18 protein-coding genes and 1 tRNA gene are annotated in these 17,340 nt (G+C 44.8%); 5 read left to right on the top strand and 14 right to left on the bottom strand.

What is annotated here, in order from left to right:
• Positions 1 to 82: 82 nt before the first annotated feature.
• Positions 83 to 346 carry a YfcL family protein gene (locus tag CWO13_RS05170; RefSeq protein WP_017632537.1) on the bottom strand — a complete coding sequence of 88 codons (264 nt, stop codon included), beginning with the start codon at positions 344 to 346 and terminating at the stop codon, positions 83 to 85.
• Between the two features lie 9 nt (positions 347 to 355).
• The gene (locus tag CWO13_RS05165; RefSeq protein ID WP_102433596.1) at positions 356 to 886 is read right to left on the bottom strand and encodes an elongation factor P hydroxylase; all 531 of its coding nucleotides are present in this window, start codon (positions 884 to 886) and stop codon (positions 356 to 358) included.
• A 299-nt stretch (positions 887 to 1,185) separates the two neighbouring features.
• On the opposite strand from CWO13_RS05165, the gene CWO13_RS05160 reads away from it, so the two are divergent.
• Positions 1,186 to 1,809 (top strand): trimeric intracellular cation channel family protein, encoded by a 624-nt coding sequence (locus tag CWO13_RS05160; RefSeq protein WP_004734183.1) that lies wholly within the window; start codon positions 1,186 to 1,188, stop codon positions 1,807 to 1,809.
• Between the two features lie 112 nt (positions 1,810 to 1,921).
• On the opposite strand, the gene aroC is transcribed toward CWO13_RS05160, so the two are convergent.
• Positions 1,922 to 3,007, bottom strand: a complete 1,086-nt coding sequence (gene aroC / locus CWO13_RS05155) for a chorismate synthase (RefSeq protein ID WP_004734182.1) — start codon at positions 3,005 to 3,007, stop codon at positions 1,922 to 1,924.
• Between the two features lie 270 nt (positions 3,008 to 3,277).
• A tRNA-Arg gene (locus CWO13_RS05150) sits at positions 3,278 to 3,354 on the bottom strand.
• 211 nt (positions 3,355 to 3,565) lie between these two features.
• On the opposite strand from CWO13_RS05150, the gene folD reads away from it, so the two are divergent.
• Positions 3,566 to 4,423 carry a bifunctional methylenetetrahydrofolate dehydrogenase/methenyltetrahydrofolate cyclohydrolase FolD gene (folD, locus tag CWO13_RS05145; RefSeq protein ID WP_017629535.1) on the top strand — a complete coding sequence of 286 codons (858 nt, stop codon included), beginning with the start codon at positions 3,566 to 3,568 and terminating at the stop codon, positions 4,421 to 4,423.
• A gap of 117 nt (positions 4,424 to 4,540) precedes the next feature.
• Here folD and CWO13_RS05140 read toward each other — a convergent pair whose 3' ends face one another.
• The 5 genes from CWO13_RS05140 to CWO13_RS05120 all read right to left on the bottom strand — a co-directional run bounded on the left by CWO13_RS05140 (position 4,541) and on the right by CWO13_RS05120 (position 10,299).
• The gene (locus CWO13_RS05140) at positions 4,541 to 6,355 is read right to left on the bottom strand and encodes a cation:proton antiporter (protein WP_108082624.1); all 1,815 of its coding nucleotides are present in this window, start codon (positions 6,353 to 6,355) and stop codon (positions 4,541 to 4,543) included.
• Between the two features lie 164 nt (positions 6,356 to 6,519).
• Positions 6,520 to 7,719: a NupC/NupG family nucleoside CNT transporter gene (locus tag CWO13_RS05135; RefSeq protein ID WP_019826134.1), complete on the bottom strand. Its 1,200-nt coding sequence runs from the start codon at positions 7,717 to 7,719 to the stop codon at positions 6,520 to 6,522.
• Between the two features lie 205 nt (positions 7,720 to 7,924).
• Positions 7,925 to 8,845 carry a LysR family transcriptional regulator gene (locus CWO13_RS05130; RefSeq protein ID WP_108082623.1) on the bottom strand — a complete coding sequence of 307 codons (921 nt, stop codon included), beginning with the start codon at positions 8,843 to 8,845 and terminating at the stop codon, positions 7,925 to 7,927.
• A 134-nt stretch (positions 8,846 to 8,979) separates the two neighbouring features.
• Positions 8,980 to 9,978, bottom strand: a complete 999-nt coding sequence (locus tag CWO13_RS05125) for a lytic murein transglycosylase (protein ID WP_108082703.1) — start codon at positions 9,976 to 9,978, stop codon at positions 8,980 to 8,982.
• Positions 9,979 to 10,008: 30 nt separating this feature from the next.
• Complete coding sequence (locus CWO13_RS05120; protein ID WP_017062372.1) at positions 10,009 to 10,299, bottom strand: YcgL domain-containing protein; 291 nt, start codon at positions 10,297 to 10,299, stop codon at positions 10,009 to 10,011.
• 220 nt (positions 10,300 to 10,519) lie between these two features.
• On the opposite strand from CWO13_RS05120, the gene minC reads away from it, so the two are divergent.
• The 3 genes from minC to minE are packed head-to-tail and all read left to right on the top strand — an operon-like array spanning position 10,520 to position 12,286.
• Positions 10,520 to 11,182, top strand: a complete 663-nt coding sequence (gene minC, locus CWO13_RS05115) for a septum site-determining protein MinC (protein WP_017629530.1) — start codon at positions 10,520 to 10,522, stop codon at positions 11,180 to 11,182.
• Between the two features lie 21 nt (positions 11,183 to 11,203).
• Positions 11,204 to 12,016, top strand: a complete 813-nt coding sequence (gene minD, locus CWO13_RS05110; protein WP_009848498.1) for a septum site-determining protein MinD — start codon at positions 11,204 to 11,206, stop codon at positions 12,014 to 12,016.
• A gap of 6 nt (positions 12,017 to 12,022) precedes the next feature.
• Entirely contained in the window at positions 12,023 to 12,286 is a 264-nt protein-coding gene (minE, locus tag CWO13_RS05105) for a cell division topological specificity factor MinE (RefSeq protein WP_004737949.1), read from the top strand.
• Positions 12,287 to 12,399: 113 nt separating this feature from the next.
• On the opposite strand, the gene rnd is transcribed toward minE, so the two are convergent.
• The 5 genes from rnd to CWO13_RS05080 all read right to left on the bottom strand — a co-directional run bounded on the left by rnd (position 12,400) and on the right by CWO13_RS05080 (position 17,267).
• On the bottom strand, positions 12,400 to 13,518 hold the full coding sequence (gene rnd, locus CWO13_RS05100) for a ribonuclease D (RefSeq protein ID WP_102433594.1): 1,119 nt from the start codon (positions 13,516 to 13,518) through the stop codon (positions 12,400 to 12,402).
• A gap of 143 nt (positions 13,519 to 13,661) precedes the next feature.
• Positions 13,662 to 15,356 carry a long-chain-fatty-acid--CoA ligase FadD gene (gene fadD, locus CWO13_RS05095; protein ID WP_048660836.1) on the bottom strand — a complete coding sequence of 565 codons (1,695 nt, stop codon included), beginning with the start codon at positions 15,354 to 15,356 and terminating at the stop codon, positions 13,662 to 13,664.
• Between the two features lie 106 nt (positions 15,357 to 15,462).
• Positions 15,463 to 16,314 carry an alpha/beta fold hydrolase gene (locus CWO13_RS05090; RefSeq protein WP_048664622.1) on the bottom strand — a complete coding sequence of 284 codons (852 nt, stop codon included), beginning with the start codon at positions 16,312 to 16,314 and terminating at the stop codon, positions 15,463 to 15,465.
• A 47-nt stretch (positions 16,315 to 16,361) separates the two neighbouring features.
• Positions 16,362 to 16,922 carry a Slp family lipoprotein gene (locus CWO13_RS05085; RefSeq protein WP_048664623.1) on the bottom strand — a complete coding sequence of 187 codons (561 nt, stop codon included), beginning with the start codon at positions 16,920 to 16,922 and terminating at the stop codon, positions 16,362 to 16,364.
• 39 nt (positions 16,923 to 16,961) lie between these two features.
• Positions 16,962 to 17,267 (bottom strand): hypothetical protein, encoded by a 306-nt coding sequence (locus tag CWO13_RS05080; protein ID WP_017074520.1) that lies wholly within the window; start codon positions 17,265 to 17,267, stop codon positions 16,962 to 16,964.
• Between the last annotated feature and the right edge of the window lie 73 nt (positions 17,268 to 17,340).

The following is a 17,340-nucleotide window of genomic DNA, read 5'->3' as shown; positions in this document are numbered from 1 at the left end:
ATTTCGAATGAGTCTCAAATAATTAACAGCTCAGCAAAATGGAAAGGAAGGGACTGAGCGGATAGTGATAAATTGTTAGCTATTAAGCTTGGTTTTGCAGTTCAACCCAAAGGTCATTAACGATGGTGCGATCTGCTGGCGTTAGTTCAGAGCGAGCGTCATCTAGGCTCTTCTCGATGCGTGCTTTTACTTCAGCTACGTCTTCAATGCCTTCTTCTTCACATGAAGCCACTGACAGAGAAATATGACCACGTAAGTAACCACCAGCAAACAGTTCATCGTCTGATGCGTTTTCAATGCGAGCATCAATTACTTCAAGTAGTTTTTCTTCAAATTCGATAATCATAATATTCTCTTATTTCACAATAAATTGGCTAGTACATAAAGGTTCTACATCGTAGAAGCTGCGTAATGCTTCAGAGAGCATTTTTACGCGAGGCGGAAGGCCAGCTTCAAAGATACCCATGACTTCGCTGTGTACTTTATTCATAAAGGCCAAACGATCTGGCTCAAAATCGCCGTGTAGATTGTCACAGCTGACATTAAAAGGAAAGCCTGCGCTCATCGCAATGATCCATTCATACGCTTGTGGGCGAATTTCTACTTTTTCAAACTCAGCTTGAACCGACTCAGTTCGACCATCAGGCTCATACCAATAGCCAAAATCTTCCAACAAACGACGCTCAGGACCAGCGACACACCAGTGCGCTATCTCGTGAAGTGCAGACGCATAAAATCCGCGAGCAAATACGATACGGTGATGAAGAACCTCCCCATCGGCTGGCAGGTAAATAGGCTCGTCTGCACCCAGTTCGAGTTTGGTATTGTAACTCTCGAAAAAGGTTTGATTGAAAATATCGATGATGTCTGGGTATTGGTGCGTCATAAAATCAAATTTAAGTAAAAAGAACCGGGGCATTTTGCGTTTTTTTAAGCGCTCGGTAAAGCCCTATCACGAGCAATGGCATTAGGTTGCCCCCAATACTTTACTGTGACAATCGATTGCTGATCCCAGATTACACTACTTTGAGGCGAATGATTAGTTTAGCTAATCTGAAACACCCATTCACGGTACAAATATTCATTCGTCAATCAGCGTTTTTACTACTACACTCGCGCTTCATTTTTATATCCCTAAGGCCTATAAGACTCCAATTTATAGACCTATATTATAGAGCTACAGCAATGCTACTAAGTGTTTTGTATATCATTGGCATCACGGCAGAAGCCATGACCGGCGCTCTCAGTGCTGGCAAACAAAAAATGGATTGGTTTGGTGTAATGTTGGTTGCCAGTGCAACGGCAATTGGCGGCGGTACAGTACGAGATATCTTACTCGGCCATTACCCTTTAGGTTGGGTTGAAAACCCACAGTATCTGGCAATCACCTGTATCGCAGGTGTTATTACAACCGGACTGGCTAAATGGGTTATCAAGCTCAAAGGGCTATTCATTCGTTTAGATGCACTAGGGCTTATCGTGTTCAGTATCATTGGTACTAAAGTAGCGATGACCATGGGTCTACATCCAATGATCTGCATGGTGTCTGCGCTAGTCACGGGTGTCTTTGGTGGTTTACTGCGCGACCTTATCTGTCGTCAAACACCATTGGTGTTGCATGAAGAGCTGTATGCCTCTGTTGCACTTGTCGCTTCAGGTTTATATCTAGGTTTGCTTGAACTTGGCATTAACGACGTAACCGCGACGATTGTGACGCTTGTAGTTGGTTACTTGCTGCGTATGGCAGCTGTACGATTCAAGTGGCGTTTACCTTCGTTCCAGCTTGATCCTGAAAGCTCGGTACATTAAATGATATATTCTCAATTACGCAGAATATAAAAAGGGTTGCTTCATCACGAAGCAACCCTCTTTGTTTTTATCAAATCAGTTTCAAATCTGTTCTGATTACAACGAAGCAGAACTAGATTTTTGGCGTTTCAGTTGTCACACCAAAGTTTTGACCACGGTGACGTAGCAAGTGATCAAGCAATACAATCGCTAACATCGCTTCTGCGATCGGCACGGCACGGATACCTACACATGGGTCATGACGACCTTTAGTGATTAGTTGCGTTGCTTCACCGTCTTTAGTGATCGTGTCACCAGGAACGGTAATGCTTGATGTTGGTTTAAGCGCAATGCTTGCAACAATATCTTGGCCAGTAGAAATACCACCTAAGATACCGCCAGCATGGTTGCTGCTGAAACCTTCTGGCGTTAATGGATCACGGTGTTCACTACCGCGTTGATTAACGACGTCAAAGCCATCACCAATCTCAACACCTTTCACCGCATTGATGCTCATTAGAGCGTGAGCAATGTCAGCATCTAGACGATCAAAAATTGGCTCACCAAGGCCTACAGGCACTTTAGTCGCAACCACTTGAATCTTCGCACCAATCGAGTTGCCTTCTTTTAGCAAGTCACGAATCAGTTGATCAAATTCTGGTACTTTGTCGGCATCTGGGCAGAAGAAAGCGTTGTTTTCAATCTCGTTCCAATCCACTTTATCAATTGAGATATCACCCATTTGAGAAAGGTATGCTTGGATTTCAACACCAAATTCTTGTTTTAGGTATTTCTTCGCTATTGCACCTGCAGCAACGCGCATTGCAGTTTCACGAGCTGAAGAACGACCACCACCTCGGTAATCACGTACACCGTACTTTTGATGGTACGTATAGTCAGCGTGGCCTGGGCGGAACTTGTCTTTAATTTCGGAATAGTCTTTAGAGCGTTGGTCTGTATTTTCAATCAATAGACCAATAGAAGTGCCCGTAGTTTGGCCTTCAAATACACCTGATAAGATTTTCACTTCATCCGCTTCACGGCGAGCCGTTGTATAACGAGAAGTACCAGGGCGACGACGATCCAAATCTCTTTGAAGGTCTGCTTCGGTAATTTCTAATCCTGGTGGGCACCCATCTACGATACATCCTAGTGCGATACCGTGACTTTCTCCGAACGTGGTCACGCGGAAATGTTGTCCGATACTGTTTCCTGCCATTACTTCCTCTAAATCAGCTATTGAGCAGAAGGTTTGATTCCGAAACCGACTGGCTAACAGCTTTACTTGTCTATTCTTCGTGAATTCATAGTGGCTTTATTACCAAATGATGTAAACCCCAAAAAACGAACAATTTTAACTTTCTATTACATGAGCCGAATGAAATGAATAACGCGGGGAAATGAGTGGCGCTTTGAGAAGAGTATTTTTATTATGGTAAGAAAGCAAAAAACCCGACAACTCGGAGAGTTATCGGGTTTCTTTAAATAATGGCACGCCCTGAAGGATTCGAACCTTCGACCACCTCCTTAGAAGGGAGGTGCTCTATCCAGCTGAGCTAAGGGCGCGCTACAGGAACGAATTATACGAATTCGAATCAGTAAAGCAACGGCTTTATGTAACATTCTGATCTAAGTGAGTAAAAAAAGGGCAACAAACATATAAGTGTTGGAAAATAGAACAAAGCAAACGTTTGCTTGATGGTAATCAAAAAGATTTTCTGGAATAATGCGCCAAAAACATCAGCCACTAACTTGAATATCAATACTAAGGAAATTCATGACTGCTCAAAATATTGATGGAAAGCTAATTTCTCAAACGGTTCGCTCCGAAGTTGCTGCACGTGTAAAAGCTCGTACTGAAGCTGGATTACGCGCTCCGGGCCTAGCGGTTGTTTTAGTGGGTGAAGACCCTGCTTCTCAGGTTTACGTTGGAAGTAAGCGTAAAGCGTGTGAAGAAGTTGGCTTCGTGTCTAAATCTTACGACTTGCCAGCCACTGCGACAGAAGACGAATTGTTAACACTGGTAGACCAACTGAACCAAGACCCAGAGATCGACGGTATTCTGGTTCAACTGCCTCTACCTGCTGGTATTGATAGCACTCACGTTCTTGAGCGTATCACGCCAGAAAAAGACGTTGATGGCTTCCACCCATACAATGTCGGCCGTTTGGCTCAGCGTATGCCTAAGCTTCGCTCTTGTACGCCAAAAGGCATCATCACGCTGCTTGACCGTTACAACATCGATTTACGTGGTAAGCACGCGGTTGTCGTTGGCGCATCAAACATCGTAGGTCGCCCAATGACGCTAGAGCTCCTTCTAGCAGGTTGTACAACGACAACATGTCACCGCTTCACCAAAGACCTTGAAGGCCACGTGCGTCAAGCAGACGTTGTTGTAGTTGCAGTAGGTAAGCCAAACTTCATTCCAGGTGCTTGGATCAAGAAAGGCGCTGTTGTGGTCGATGTGGGTATCAACCGTTTGGAATCTGGCAAACTAGTGGGTGACGTTGAATACGACGTAGCGAAAGAAAGCGCAAGCTTCATCACGCCTGTACCGGGTGGTGTTGGTCCAATGACGGTGGCGAGCCTAATCGAGAACACCATGATCGCTTGTGAGCAATTTCACTCGAAGTAATCCGCAGCGCATATAAATAAAATTAGAAGGCCGCAACGTGATGAACGCTGCGGCTTTTTTGATACTTAGACATTCGTTTTGAAACAGGGCGACTCGCTTTTGATGCACTGCTATTCGCTACTTATCTGGATTCTCGACTTTTTCCGTCTGTTCAGAAGGCGGTAATAAACTAATAAGCTCACACTCCGTTGATATGAGTTTTTCCAACTCAGATCCTTGTGTAATTAAACGGAAATCACCGCCAGTAATCACCCCAAGAGGAATGGCTTTAGGGTACAGCGCGTTAAACTCGTTTAAATCAAATGCCTCGGTCAAACCTGTACTTTTAATTTGGCTACCCTGAGCCATCAACGAGTTAAGCTTGGAATAGGTAACTCCTTCCGAAAACAAGCTTCTGTTGCCATCGCGGTTCACCTGATGCCTTTCATGTTTATTCTCTGATGACTCAAGCTCAAACACCTTATTTTCACCAAACTCGTCTTGATAGTGCATGCTAACTAATGGGTTGGTTTGACGATAAGGCGAGACGATCATCGCACGCCCTACTCCATCCAATTCCAGATTATTTTCAGCGTGACTCGAAGCTGGGTTACCAAAGTAGACATTCAAGTTATCCATGCGTGCTAAGCGAATGCTTTCCCAGTTGGTATCGGCAAGCACACTATTGATGTTGTGTGTCGCCAATACTTTGGCAAACTGGCGTGAAAACTGAGTCGCACCAAAGAAGATAACGCCTTGTGCCTTCTCTTGAGTCACACCTAGCCTTCTTGCCCACCAACTCGCGGTGAGGCTTTGAATCACAACTGTACCGATGATGATCAAGAACACCATTGGTACCAGCAGGTCTGCGCCTTCTATTAATTGTTTTTCTTGAAGCTTGATTGCAAACAGAGAAGAAACCGCGGCTGCAACGATCCCGCGCGGCGCCATCCAGCTCAAAAACCATTTATCCGCAGAGGTAAGATCCGTGCCGATCCCGCTGATCCACACACTTAACGGGCGAGCCACCAGCATAACCACCGCTAATAAACCAATACCGCCCCAACCTATCGAGAGGAAGGTTCCTGAATCGAGTCTACTCGCTAACAGAATAAACAACGCTGAAATGAGTAATACGGTCAGGGTTTCTTTGAATTCGATGATGTCTTCGATATCCAAGCCTTTCACGTTGGCAAGCCAGATCCCCATGATGGTCACGGTTAATAAACCCGATTCTTCACTCAAGTCATTCGAGAAAGAGAACGCAGCGAGCATTAGCGTCAATACAGCCACATTACGTAAATAGTGCGGTACCCAATGCCCTTGCAGCATCTTGGCAATCAAATAGCCACCGATGATCCCTAAACCTAAACCAATGGCTAAGGTTAGTCCCAGAGCTGAAAGTACATGTCCTGTAGGGTCGGCCGAAGAGACGATGTATTCATAAACCAGAACAGCAAACAGAGCGCCAATGGGATCAATCACTATCCCCTCCCATCGCAAGATACTGCCTAGAGAAGATTTAGGCTGAATACTGCGAAGCATGGGTACGATCACCGTTGGGCCAGTTACCACGACTAATGCACCAAACAATGCGGCTAACGGCCAACTAAAGTCCACAAAGTAGTAAGCACCCACCACGATACAGGCCCAGGTAATCAACATACCGAAACTCACGAGGTGAGTCACCATCCGGCCATGGCCTCTGATTTCTTTAAAATTTAGGGTTAATGCCCCTTCAAACAGGATGATGGCAACCCCTAATGAAATCATAGGAAACAACACATCACCAAAAATGGCATCGGGATTTAAGATATTCAAGCCAGGACCTAACAATAGGCCGACGATAAGGAGAGGAAGAATAGCGGGAAGACGTAAACGCCAACCGAGCAGCTGACAAGCTAGAGACAAAAGTCCAATTAACGCCAAAGAAGAAGTAATCGACAAATCCATTTGTGCCCCTAAAAGGTTTGCACCACACCCTGTGGTACAAACTATTCAATGAAATAAGAAAGCCTACGTTCTTACACTATAGGCTCTCTTTTTCACGCTAACCGAATATTATTGTGATTAATCAGTCACTTTACTTTAGGGGGAGTAAAGTCATGATCAGTTAGCTATAGAGAAAGTACAACACCAGCAATCGCTGCACTCATCAAGTTAGCAAACACACCCGCACAAATTGCTTTGAAGCCATATTGTGAGATGAAAGAGCGACGCTCTGGAACTAAGCTACCCAAACCACCGATCAAAATTGCCATGGTAGAGATGTTAGCAAAGCCACATAGAGCAAAAGTTACGATCGCTTGAGAGTGCTCACTCAGTGCCTCTTTAGCATCCATTAGTTGGATGAAAGCCACGAACTCGTTCACGACAATCTTGTTACCGATCAATGAACCTGCAACCACAGCCTCAGACCACGGTACACCGATTAGCCATGCAACGGGTGCAAACACATAACCTAGGATAAGTTCGAAGCTTAGGTTTACGCCAAACCAGCCACCAACAATACCTAGCAAGCCATTCAGCATTGCAATCACACTGATAAAGGCAAGAAGTGTTGCACCCACTGCAACGGCAATACGAAGTCCAGACATAGCCCCATCTGCCATTGCCTCAACTACGTTTGTTGCTCGTGGAATTTCTACATCAGACTCAATATTTTCTTGAGCGTCATCTGGGCTGCCAGGTACTAAGATTTTAGCCATCAGTAGACCGGCTGGTGCAGACATGAATGCCGCAGCGATCAGGAAGTTTAAGTCAACGCCAAGCGATGCATAACCCACTAACGTACCACCAGCTACAGAAGCCAAACCACACACCATCACAGCAAACAGTTGTGAATCCGTCATGTGCTTTAGGTAAGGTTTAACCACCAATGGCGCTTCAATCATGCCGACAAAGATGTTGGCAGTCGCAGACAGTGATTCTGCACGACCTGTACCCAAGAACTTCTGTAGCGCACCACCAATAAGGTTGATCACCTTTGGCATAAAGCCAATGTGGTACAAACCTGAAATCAATGCAGAGAAAAAGATAATGATGCCTAGAACGTTAATCGCGAAAACGAAACCGTTATTCGTTAGGCCACCAAATAGGAAGTTAATCCCCTCTTGACCGTAGTTGATCAAGCTAGATACCGCACCCGTGGCTGCATTCAACGCTTCTTTACCCATTGGTACATACAGAACCAACAGCGCGAATGAGATTTGTAATAAGAAAGCCAAAGAGACTGTTCTTAGTGGAATATTTTTTCTGTCCGTAGATAGTAACCAAGCGGCAACTAAAATAGTGATAATTCCAAGTAGGGAAGCCATGTGCGTCAACCTAAAAGTTGTAGATAGGAAAGGCGACGCATTCTATAGAGGAAATCGTTTGCGGCAAGCTGAGGTTGTTAACGTGATGTTGGGGTAATCAAGATTTAACTATGAGTATAATTAAGTTATTGAATTTTAATAACTAACTTTGATTAAAAAGCATACTTTTTCCATATGGAAATTATATTTATAGATTAGGAAACAGTTAGCGATGCAGTTCAACACAAGTTTTGAGGTTTTTGTCCCAATACGTCGGCGACCCTATATGATCTTTAATGAACTCAATCACCGCTGAAAGCTTCTTCGGCATGTTCTTTCTGCTTGGGTAAACAGCATAGAATGGCATCAGCTGACTGGCTCTCCACTCTGGTAATACTTGAATCAACTTGCCCGTTCTAAACTCTTCTTTGACTAAGTAGGTGGCTAAGTAAGCCACGCCCCACCCTGATACGGCTGCGTCTCGAACTGCCTCAGCCAAATCAACTGAGTAATCACCCGCGACTTTGACACTGAGGTTTTCTTGTCCGTTATCAAACGCCCACGATGTGTAATCTCGCTCTCGGCTGCGATAGATAAGGCAATTGTGGTCAATCAGATCAGAAGGCACATGTGGCGTCCCGGCCTTAATCAGGTAATCGGGCGATGCGGCCACCACAAACTGGCTGTCGGCTAATCGCTGCGCAATGTAACCTTCAGGCAAGTCTTCATTGTTGGTGATCCAGAGATCCAAACGCTCTTCAATCATATCCACCTTATAATCGAACAAGTGGACCTCGATTCTCAGCTGTGGGTAAAGCTGTCTGAGTTGGTCGATCGCGGGAATGATATGCAGCGTGCCAAATGACTGCGACAAACCGACGCGCAGTATTCCAGAGATATCATCGCGCTGGCTTTCCATATCCATCTGAGCTGATTTCACCGTGTTAAACAGCTGCTCACAGTGTTGATAGAACACGTCTCCCGCTTCGGTAAGCGTGAGGCTTCGTGTCGTCCTTTGCACCAGCTTGATTCCTATCGAGTCTTCAAGCAAAGCGACTTGCTTGCTGATATGAGACACTGAAACATTTAAGCTCTTTGCAGCACTGGTAAAGCCTTCATGCTTAATTAACGCATGGAATATCACCATCTGTGCAGCTCTATCTGTTAGCACAAGGCCACCTTCTCAAATCTCTAAAATATAAAATCAAAAAGGACTCCGAAGAGTCCTTTAGTTCGTTCTGCCTATGGTAGGCCAAATGCTATCAAAGCAAGCTATGCCAATTAATCAAACTTAATTCTGTCGGCTAGGTGGCTTACTGCCAAAGCAAAGTAGTAAGAACGATTCCACTTCATTAACACATTGTAGTTGTTATAAATGAGGTACGAACGTCCGGTTTCATCATCCGGCATGATTAACCAAGCTTTAATGTCTTCATCAAGTGTTGGCAGTGGGCGATCGTCATAACGCTTAATACCGAGTTCAGACCACTCTTTTAAGTATTTCGCTTTGTCTTCAGTTCGACCTTGTAAATCGATCGACACAGATGACGGAACATGAACCTGACGACCCCAAGTATATTTGTCATCCCATCCTGATTGGCTGAGATAATTTGCCGCTGAAGCAAATACGTCTTCTTCAGTGCCCCAAATGTCTTTCTTACCGTCGCCATTACCATCAGCCGCATATGCTAAGAATGAGCTTGGCATAAATTGAGGCTGACCCATTGCGCCCGCCCAAGAGCCTTTCATCTCTTTTGGTGCAATATGGCCTTGATCAAGAATCTTCAACGCCGCCATCGCTTCGCTGCGGAAAAACGCTTCTCTGCGTCCTTCGTAAGCCATGGTCGTTAGCGCATCGATAACACTGTAGTTACCAGTGAACTGACCAAAGTTACTCTCAACACCCCATAGCGCGACAATGAATCTTGGTTGAACACCATATTCATCACCAATACGCTTTAGCGCTGTGTAATGCTTCTTATAAAGTGATCTGGCTTGCTTCACTTTCCAATCAGGCACTGCTCGTGGAATGTATTCATCCAGAGTCAGTTTTTTCTCAGGTTGATTCTTGTCGGCTTTCACCGCTCTTGGCTTAAACGTTACACCATCAAAGGCTTCATCAATGATCGTTTCAGAGATGCCTTCTTCACGGCCTTGTTGCTTTAGTTTTTCTACATATTGTTCGAAGCTCAATTCTTCAGCGTGCACTGAGCTAATGGTCAAGCTATTACCCAATAGTAATGCCGACACAGCCAATATGGTTTTCGAAAATTTACTCAACAATCACTCCTCCTTGAATTGAGGTGGCTATCACTCTTCGTCTTGAGATTTCTGTTGAGCTTTACGCTCTTTATGAAGCTCAAGTTCGTTAACTGGTGGTGGCGGAACCTGCAAAAAGAAACCATCGGTATTCAGTGATTCTTTCACTTTTTCGATGTTCACTTGAGCCAGTTTACGGCCATCCATTTTAATTACCATTACAAAACTAGGTTTACCAAACATTTGCATCAATGCGTCAGGAACTTGTGAAAAATCATCCTTCTTAGGGATATAAAGGTATGTTCCTTCTTTCTTTGAGCTTTTATATATAGAACACAGCATGACAAACCTTTTTAATTGATTATGACTACAAAACTCTCACTTGCGAGATCAATAGTTTATGTTAGGGAAATATTGGGAACAAAACGTCCATTTGACAACAAGATTACTTGCTGTGCTTGGTTTGGGAATATAACATGATAAACCTAGTTTCAGGCAATGCCCTTTATTTTATTGATAAAGAAATTGTACCAATTCGCTATTGAGGTCCTGTAGTTTTTCGATGTCTAGTAACCCAGATCTAAAAGGTAGCAGCTTTACGCTATCTGTTTTGCACTTATCCGATGATCAAGTCGAAAATGCAGTGTCTTTTCTTCAAGAGAAGGTAGACCAAGCACCTACGTTTTTCGCCGCCGCGCCTGTTGTTATCAACATCAGTAAAGTCGCAGGCGATATCGATTTTGTGCAACTGAAAAATGGTATATCTCAAGCGGGCATGATCCCGGTTGGCGTGGCTGGCTGTTCTGATAAGCGTATGCAAAATCTAGCGAAAGAAGCGGGCTTTGCAGTCATGACGGCAAGTAAATCTCCATCGCAAGCACCGGCTAAGATGGCGCCGATTAAGGTGGTTCGAACCCCAATTCGTTCTGGTCAGCAGGTTTACGCGAAAGATGGCGATCTATTGATTCTCAGCCATGTGAGTGCGGGTGCAGAAGTGATTGCCGATGGCAGCATCCATATACATGGCACATTACGCGGCCGCGCGATTGCAGGTGCTAGTGGTCAAACTGAAGCAAAAATAATTTGTAATGATTTACAAGCCGAGCTGGTTTCCATTGCGGGAAATTACTGGCTCAGCGATCAAATTGAAAGCGAGTACTGGCAGAAGAAAACTATGTTCAGTATGGCAAACGATGTATTACACGTTGACGTCCTCGCAATATAAGAGAAATAAAAGGAAAACAGAATGGCACGCATTATCGTTGTAACGTCAGGTAAAGGCGGGGTAGGCAAAACGACCTCTAGTGCAGCTATTGCCTCAGGTCTGGCTTTAAAAGGGAAGAAAACCGCAGTTATCGACTTTGATATCGGTCTGCGTAACCTAGATTTAATCATGGGTTGTGAGCGTCGTGTCGTTTACGATTTCGTTAACGTTATCAATGGTGAAGCTACGCTGAACCAAGCGATGATCAAAGACAAGCGCACAGAGAACCTGTTCATTCTTCCTGCTTCTCAAACTCGTGATAAAGATGCACTAACCAAAGACGGTGTTCGTCGCGTATTTGATGAGCTAGATGAAATGGGCTTTGATTTCATCATCTGTGATTCTCCTGCGGGTATCGAACAAGGCGCTCTAATGGCGTTGTACTTTGCTGATGAAGCGATTGTAACGACTAACCCTGAAGTCTCTTCTGTACGCGACTCAGACCGTATTCTAGGTATTCTTGACTCTAAATCTCGTCGTTCAGAAGACGGCTTAGAGCCAGTGAAAACACACCTTCTACTGACTCGCTACAACCCAGCACGCGTAACTCAAGGTGAGATGCTAAGTGTTGAAGACGTTGAAGAGATCCTACACATCTCTCTACTGGGCGTGATTCCAGAGAGCCAAGCGGTACTGAATGCATCGAACAAGGGTGTTCCAGTTATCTTTGACGAAGCAACCGACGCAGGTATGGCTTACAATGATACTGTAGAGCGACTACTAGGTAGCCAAGTGGACTTCCGTTTCTTAACGGAACAGAAGAAAGGCATCTTCAAAAGACTGTTCGGGGGCTAATACGCAATGTCATTACTAGAGTTTTTCAGACCACAGAAAAAGACGACCGCAAACCTAGCCAAAGAGCGTTTGCAGATCATTGTTGCTGAGCGCCGCAGTCATGACGACCCTGCTCCATCGTACTTACCGCAACTGAAAGAAGACATCTTGAAGTGTATTGCAAAGTACGTTGAGGTAGATCCATCAATGGTTGATCTGACGTTCGAACACAAAGATGACGACATCTCAGTATTAGAGCTGAATGTTAAGCTACCAGAAGACGATAAGTGATCTTCGTTATCTTGTAAGTAGTCAGCAGATTAAATAAAAAAGAGAGCCTAGGCTCTCTTTTTTGTGTCTGCATTTTATATCTGTAACTGGCTAACTCTTAGAACAAGAACAGGTTACTTAATCGCTTTATTCAGCTTTTCGCCAACCAGATCTAAACGCCAGCCTTGCATAACATCAGGCAGTTTTTCTGGGTTACGATCGTGCTTCCACACCCAGCTTAACACTTGGTTAAGTTGCTTCTTAGATGCTAAGAATTCCGTAGCCAAACCGCTGTGCTGTGATGCTGTTTTCACTTCATCTTTCAGCACTTTGAAAAGTTGCTTGTAGCCAGGGAAGTCCATTAAACGTTCTACTGGTGCTGGGTACTCTTCTTCAGGCGTGTGTTCCGCCAACTTAACGATTGAGCTGATCTTCGCACCATGGCGGCGTACAGAGCGGTAATCAAAACCTTCTTGCTCCATGTGCTTAGGATCTTTCATCGCGAAACGAGCCACAGCCCATAGGTCTTGTTCTTTGAAGACAAAGTTCAGCGCTAAATCGCGCTTGATTGCTTCTTTTAGACGCCAAGTTGCTAAAGGTCGTAAGATCGCTAGCTGCTTAGGTTTAAGCTGCCACGCCCCTTTAATATCAAGGTAGGCAGTGTCTGGGTTTACTTTACGGATGCGCTTGGCAACTTGTAAATCAGACTCTTGCTGAGCCGCTTCCCACCAGCCAGCTTCCATCACTTTTTCTAGAAGCTTGTTGTACATTGGCATTAGGTAATGCACGTCTGCCGCTGCGTAGTCCAATTGCTTTTGAGAAAGCGGACGCGCTAGCCAGTCAGTGCGAGATTCACTCTTATCGAGATCGACACCGACAAACTCTGAAACCAGAGCAGCAAAGCCCGTTGATAAACCATGACCTAAGAAAGCTGCCATGATCTGGGTATCAACCATTGGTGTTGGTGTGCAGCCAAATGCGTTTTGGAACACTTCCAAATCTTCACCACAAGCATGCAGCACTTTCAGAACAGAGGCGTCTTTCAACAATCCAACAAATGGTGTCATTTCACCAAGAGCAATAGGGTCAATCAGTGACAGCGTTTCACCATCAAATAACTGAATCAAGCCTAATTGAGGGTAATAGGTTCTTGTACGAACAAACTCCGTATCAAGCATAACGACATCGGCTTCACGTGCTTGTTGGCAAACTCGCTCAAGGTCTTTCAATTGGGTAATGATTTGATAATCCACAAAAACTCTCACTGGTTTCTATTTGATCGCCGGATACAAAAATGCCGACATTAACTGTCGGCATTCTAACACCATTTTTCAGCGCTCGCTTAGATTAAGCGCCTCAATGGTTATGGTGCAGTACTTTCGCGTAAACGGGCTAATTATTCGCTAGCGCGTTTAGCCAATTCTGCATCGTTTTCTTCACGCAGTACGCGGCGTAAGATCTTACCTACGTTAGTCTTTGGAAGATCATCTCTGAACTCGACTAATTTAGGGATCTTATAACCCGTTAGGTGCTCACGACAGTGCGCGATAATGTCTTCTTTGGTTAGGCTAGGGTCACGCTTAACAACGTAGATCTTAACCAGCTCACCAGACACTTCATGAGGCTGGCCGATAGCTGCTACTTCTAACACTTTGCCATGCAGAGCCACTACGTCTTCAATCTCGTTCGGGTAAACGTTGAATCCAGACACAAGAATCATGTCTTTCTTACGGTCTACGATGTACAACAAGCCTTCGTCATCAAACTTAACGATGTCACCTGTAGATAGCCAACCGTCTTGATCGATCACTTCTTTAGTCGCTTCAGGGCGCTGCCAGTAACCTTGCATCACTTGAGGGCCACGAACCTGCAACTCACCCACTTGGTCATTGCCTACTACTTTCCCTTCATCATCAACAATACGAACTTCTGTCGATGGTACAGGTAGGCCGATTGCACCTGTGTAGTCTTTTAGATCGTATGGGTTACCCGTTACCAGTGGTGAACACTCGGTTAACCCATAGCCTTCCAATAGGTGAACGCCTGTTGCTTTCTTCCATTGCTCAGCAACAGCGCGTTGAACCGCCATGCCGCCGCCAACAGATAAACGCATGTTACTGAAATCCAATTCATGGAAATCTTCGTTATTTACCAACGCATTGAACAGGGTATTTACGCCAGTAATCGCGGTAAACGGAACCTTTTGTAGCTCTTTAATGAAACCTGGAATATCACGAGGGTTAGTAATTAGAAGGTTACGACCACCCATCTCAACAAACAGTAAGCAGTTCACGGTCAGTGCAAATACGTGGTAAAGCGGCAGTGCTGTTACAACCAACTCGCGGCCTTCTTGCAGAACAGGACCGTAAGCCCCTTTCGCTTGAAGTACGTTCGCAATCATATTGCGGTGCGTTAGGATTGCGCCCTTAGCTACACCCGTTGTACCACCCGTGTACTGCAGGAATGCAATGTCATCACCCGCCATAAACGGCTTCACATACTGAAGACGGCGACCTTTGTGCAGTGCTTTTCTGAATGAAATAGCACCCGGCAGGTCATACTTAGGCACCATGCCTTTTACGTACTTCACTACGAAATCGACAATTGTACCTTTCGCGCGTGGCAGCATTTGCCCTAGGCTAGTTAGAACTACGTGTTTAACCGGCGTGTTATCAACCACTTTCTCTAGCGTGCTCGCAAAGTTAGATACGATAACAATCGCCTTTGCACCAGAATCGTTCAGTTGATGTTCAAGCTCACGAGGTGTGTACAGTGGGTTGACATTCACTGCAATCATACCGGCACGCAATACACCAAACAGTGCAATTGGGTATTGCAGTAGGTTTGGCATCATTAGCGCGACGCGATCGCCCTTCTTCAGTTTCAAGTCATTCTGCAGGTAAGCGGCAAAAGCACGGCTGCGCTCTTCTAGCTTACGGAATGTCATAATCGAGCCCATGTTCTCGAATGCAGGTTGGTCTGCGTACTTCTGTACCGACTGTTCAAACATTTCTACAAGAGATGGGTACTGATCTGGGTTGATCGTTTCTGGTACGTCACTTGGATAACGTGAAAGCCAAGGTTTATCCACGATGTTACTCCTCGTTTATCAGCTGACGACTGCTTCGCCGCTTTTTATCATTGCGGTATTACAGCACAGCTTTAGTGCATGAGCACTAAAAGGCTCAAACACTTGTTTAAATTTTGTTAACTACACCAAGAATTAGCTCTGAAACTAGCTCTGGGCTCTCTAAATGACAATGATGTCCGCCAGGAACAGTCTCTATATGCAGAGGACTATGCACTGATTTGTAGCGATTATGCTGCAAATGTCGGAATCCACCATTCCCTAGGATTATTAATTGAGGGCATTCAATAGCCGCCATAATCGCTTCAGCGTGCGCCTGTGACATTCGATATAACGAGTCACATTTTAGATTAGGGTCGCATCGCCATTGCCAAGAGTTCTCGAACTCGACAATACCTCGCTCAACAATAGGAGCGATTAATTCAGCATTAATTTGGTTGGCGTGAGCTCTCAGCTTAATAGCATCCTCAAGGCTTGCCAAAGGACGTGAAGGCTTTCTTCGCTGTCGAAGACGACTGAGTACCCCATCCCTCAAGCGAGAGACTGTTTCGTGGGGAGCTTCAGAAAGAGGTCCGTGACCTTCAATTTGAATTAATCCTGACACCTTTTCAGGAAAGGCGGCACTATAGCAACTTGCTATCAATGCACCAAGTGAATGTCCTACCAGTACCAGTCTGTTTGGCGATAATTTAGTCACCAACTGATGCAAGTCATCAATATAATCATGAAATGGGTAATAACTTCCCGATTTATGCGACGAGAAGCCGTGTCCGAAGAGATCGATAGCAACAAGGTGAGCATTGGGCGCAAACTTAGCGACTTGCTGTATAACCTGATTAAAGCTGGACGAATTATCCAACCACCCATGAATAAAAACGACCGTCGTTGCGGTCGTTTGTGGGTTGCCTATCTGTTGTGTGGCAAGCGTCCCGCTCGCAAGGGAGTATGACTTTTCAATCATTGATTTTAAGTTGTCCCTGTCGTTAAGTGTGTCGGGGTAAGGTTCGACTATTCCACATCTTGAATCACACGCCCTGACTTAGGCATGGTTTGAAAACTGCGACAATGCAAACTGCGGCAAGAGTAATAGTTCGGCGAAAAATCGTTGATAACCACTCGCTCAGTGATCTGCCATAAACGTTGATTGTAGACATTCATGACTGGGAAGGTGTAAGGGTAATCACCAATGGTGCCATCTTCAGTGCCATTTGATGTGCCAACTAAAGTGACTAAGCGGCCTTCAGCAAAGCTCAATGGTTCAACGTAGCCATCAATGTAACCAACAAAACGTCCTTTTGGCTCGGCGTCAATATCTGGCTTACCATTGCTTGAAATAGGTAAATTAACCACTTCAACTCGAGTCTTATCTTTCAAGTTGGTTACTTTAGCAATCACGCCACCCAAGCGAACGTCACCCGCATCAGGCACTGTGTTAACCCACTCTTGGTAATCGGTGACCACTTGTTCAGAGTTTGCATTAAGTTCTTGAGGTAGCGAGGAGCACCCCATCACCATCGAAGAGAAAGCGATAAGGAAGAATAAGCGAGATTTAGAAATGAGAGAAAACATAATGCTGGTCCTTAGAACAGGATAAATAAAAGCACAAAGCTAGATGTAAATATCGACTCCAATAAGCTTCGCAAGTTCCTCTTTTTTAGCTTGATTCATCACATCCATATACTCTTCCATCGCACGTCGACCACGCCCTTCTGGAAGATCATACTGAACCTGAGCTTTGTGAATCTCAGATTCTTTGACTTGGCGAATGGAATGCGAGACAGCATTCGCGACCTTAGTTGGCTGACCAACTGAGGTTTTTGCATCGCCTTTTTTTACCTCATTCTTTTTATTGGTTCGATTGGTTTTGGATGTATTGCCTATCGAAGAAGGAGGTAAGCCGTTTATTGAAACCATGCTTAAGAAATTTTGTACCTAATTTAATGACTTTGTGTCTGGCTTTAATAGCGGCTCCGCAAAGTAAATGCAG

The sequence above is a fragment of the Vibrio sp. ZF 223 genome (genome assembly GCF_003050585.1).
Classification (GTDB): domain Bacteria; phylum Pseudomonadota; class Gammaproteobacteria; order Enterobacterales; family Vibrionaceae; genus Vibrio; species Vibrio crassostreae.
The sequence above is the reverse complement of the archived record's forward strand: the minus strand, read 5'-3'. Positions and strand labels throughout refer to the sequence as shown.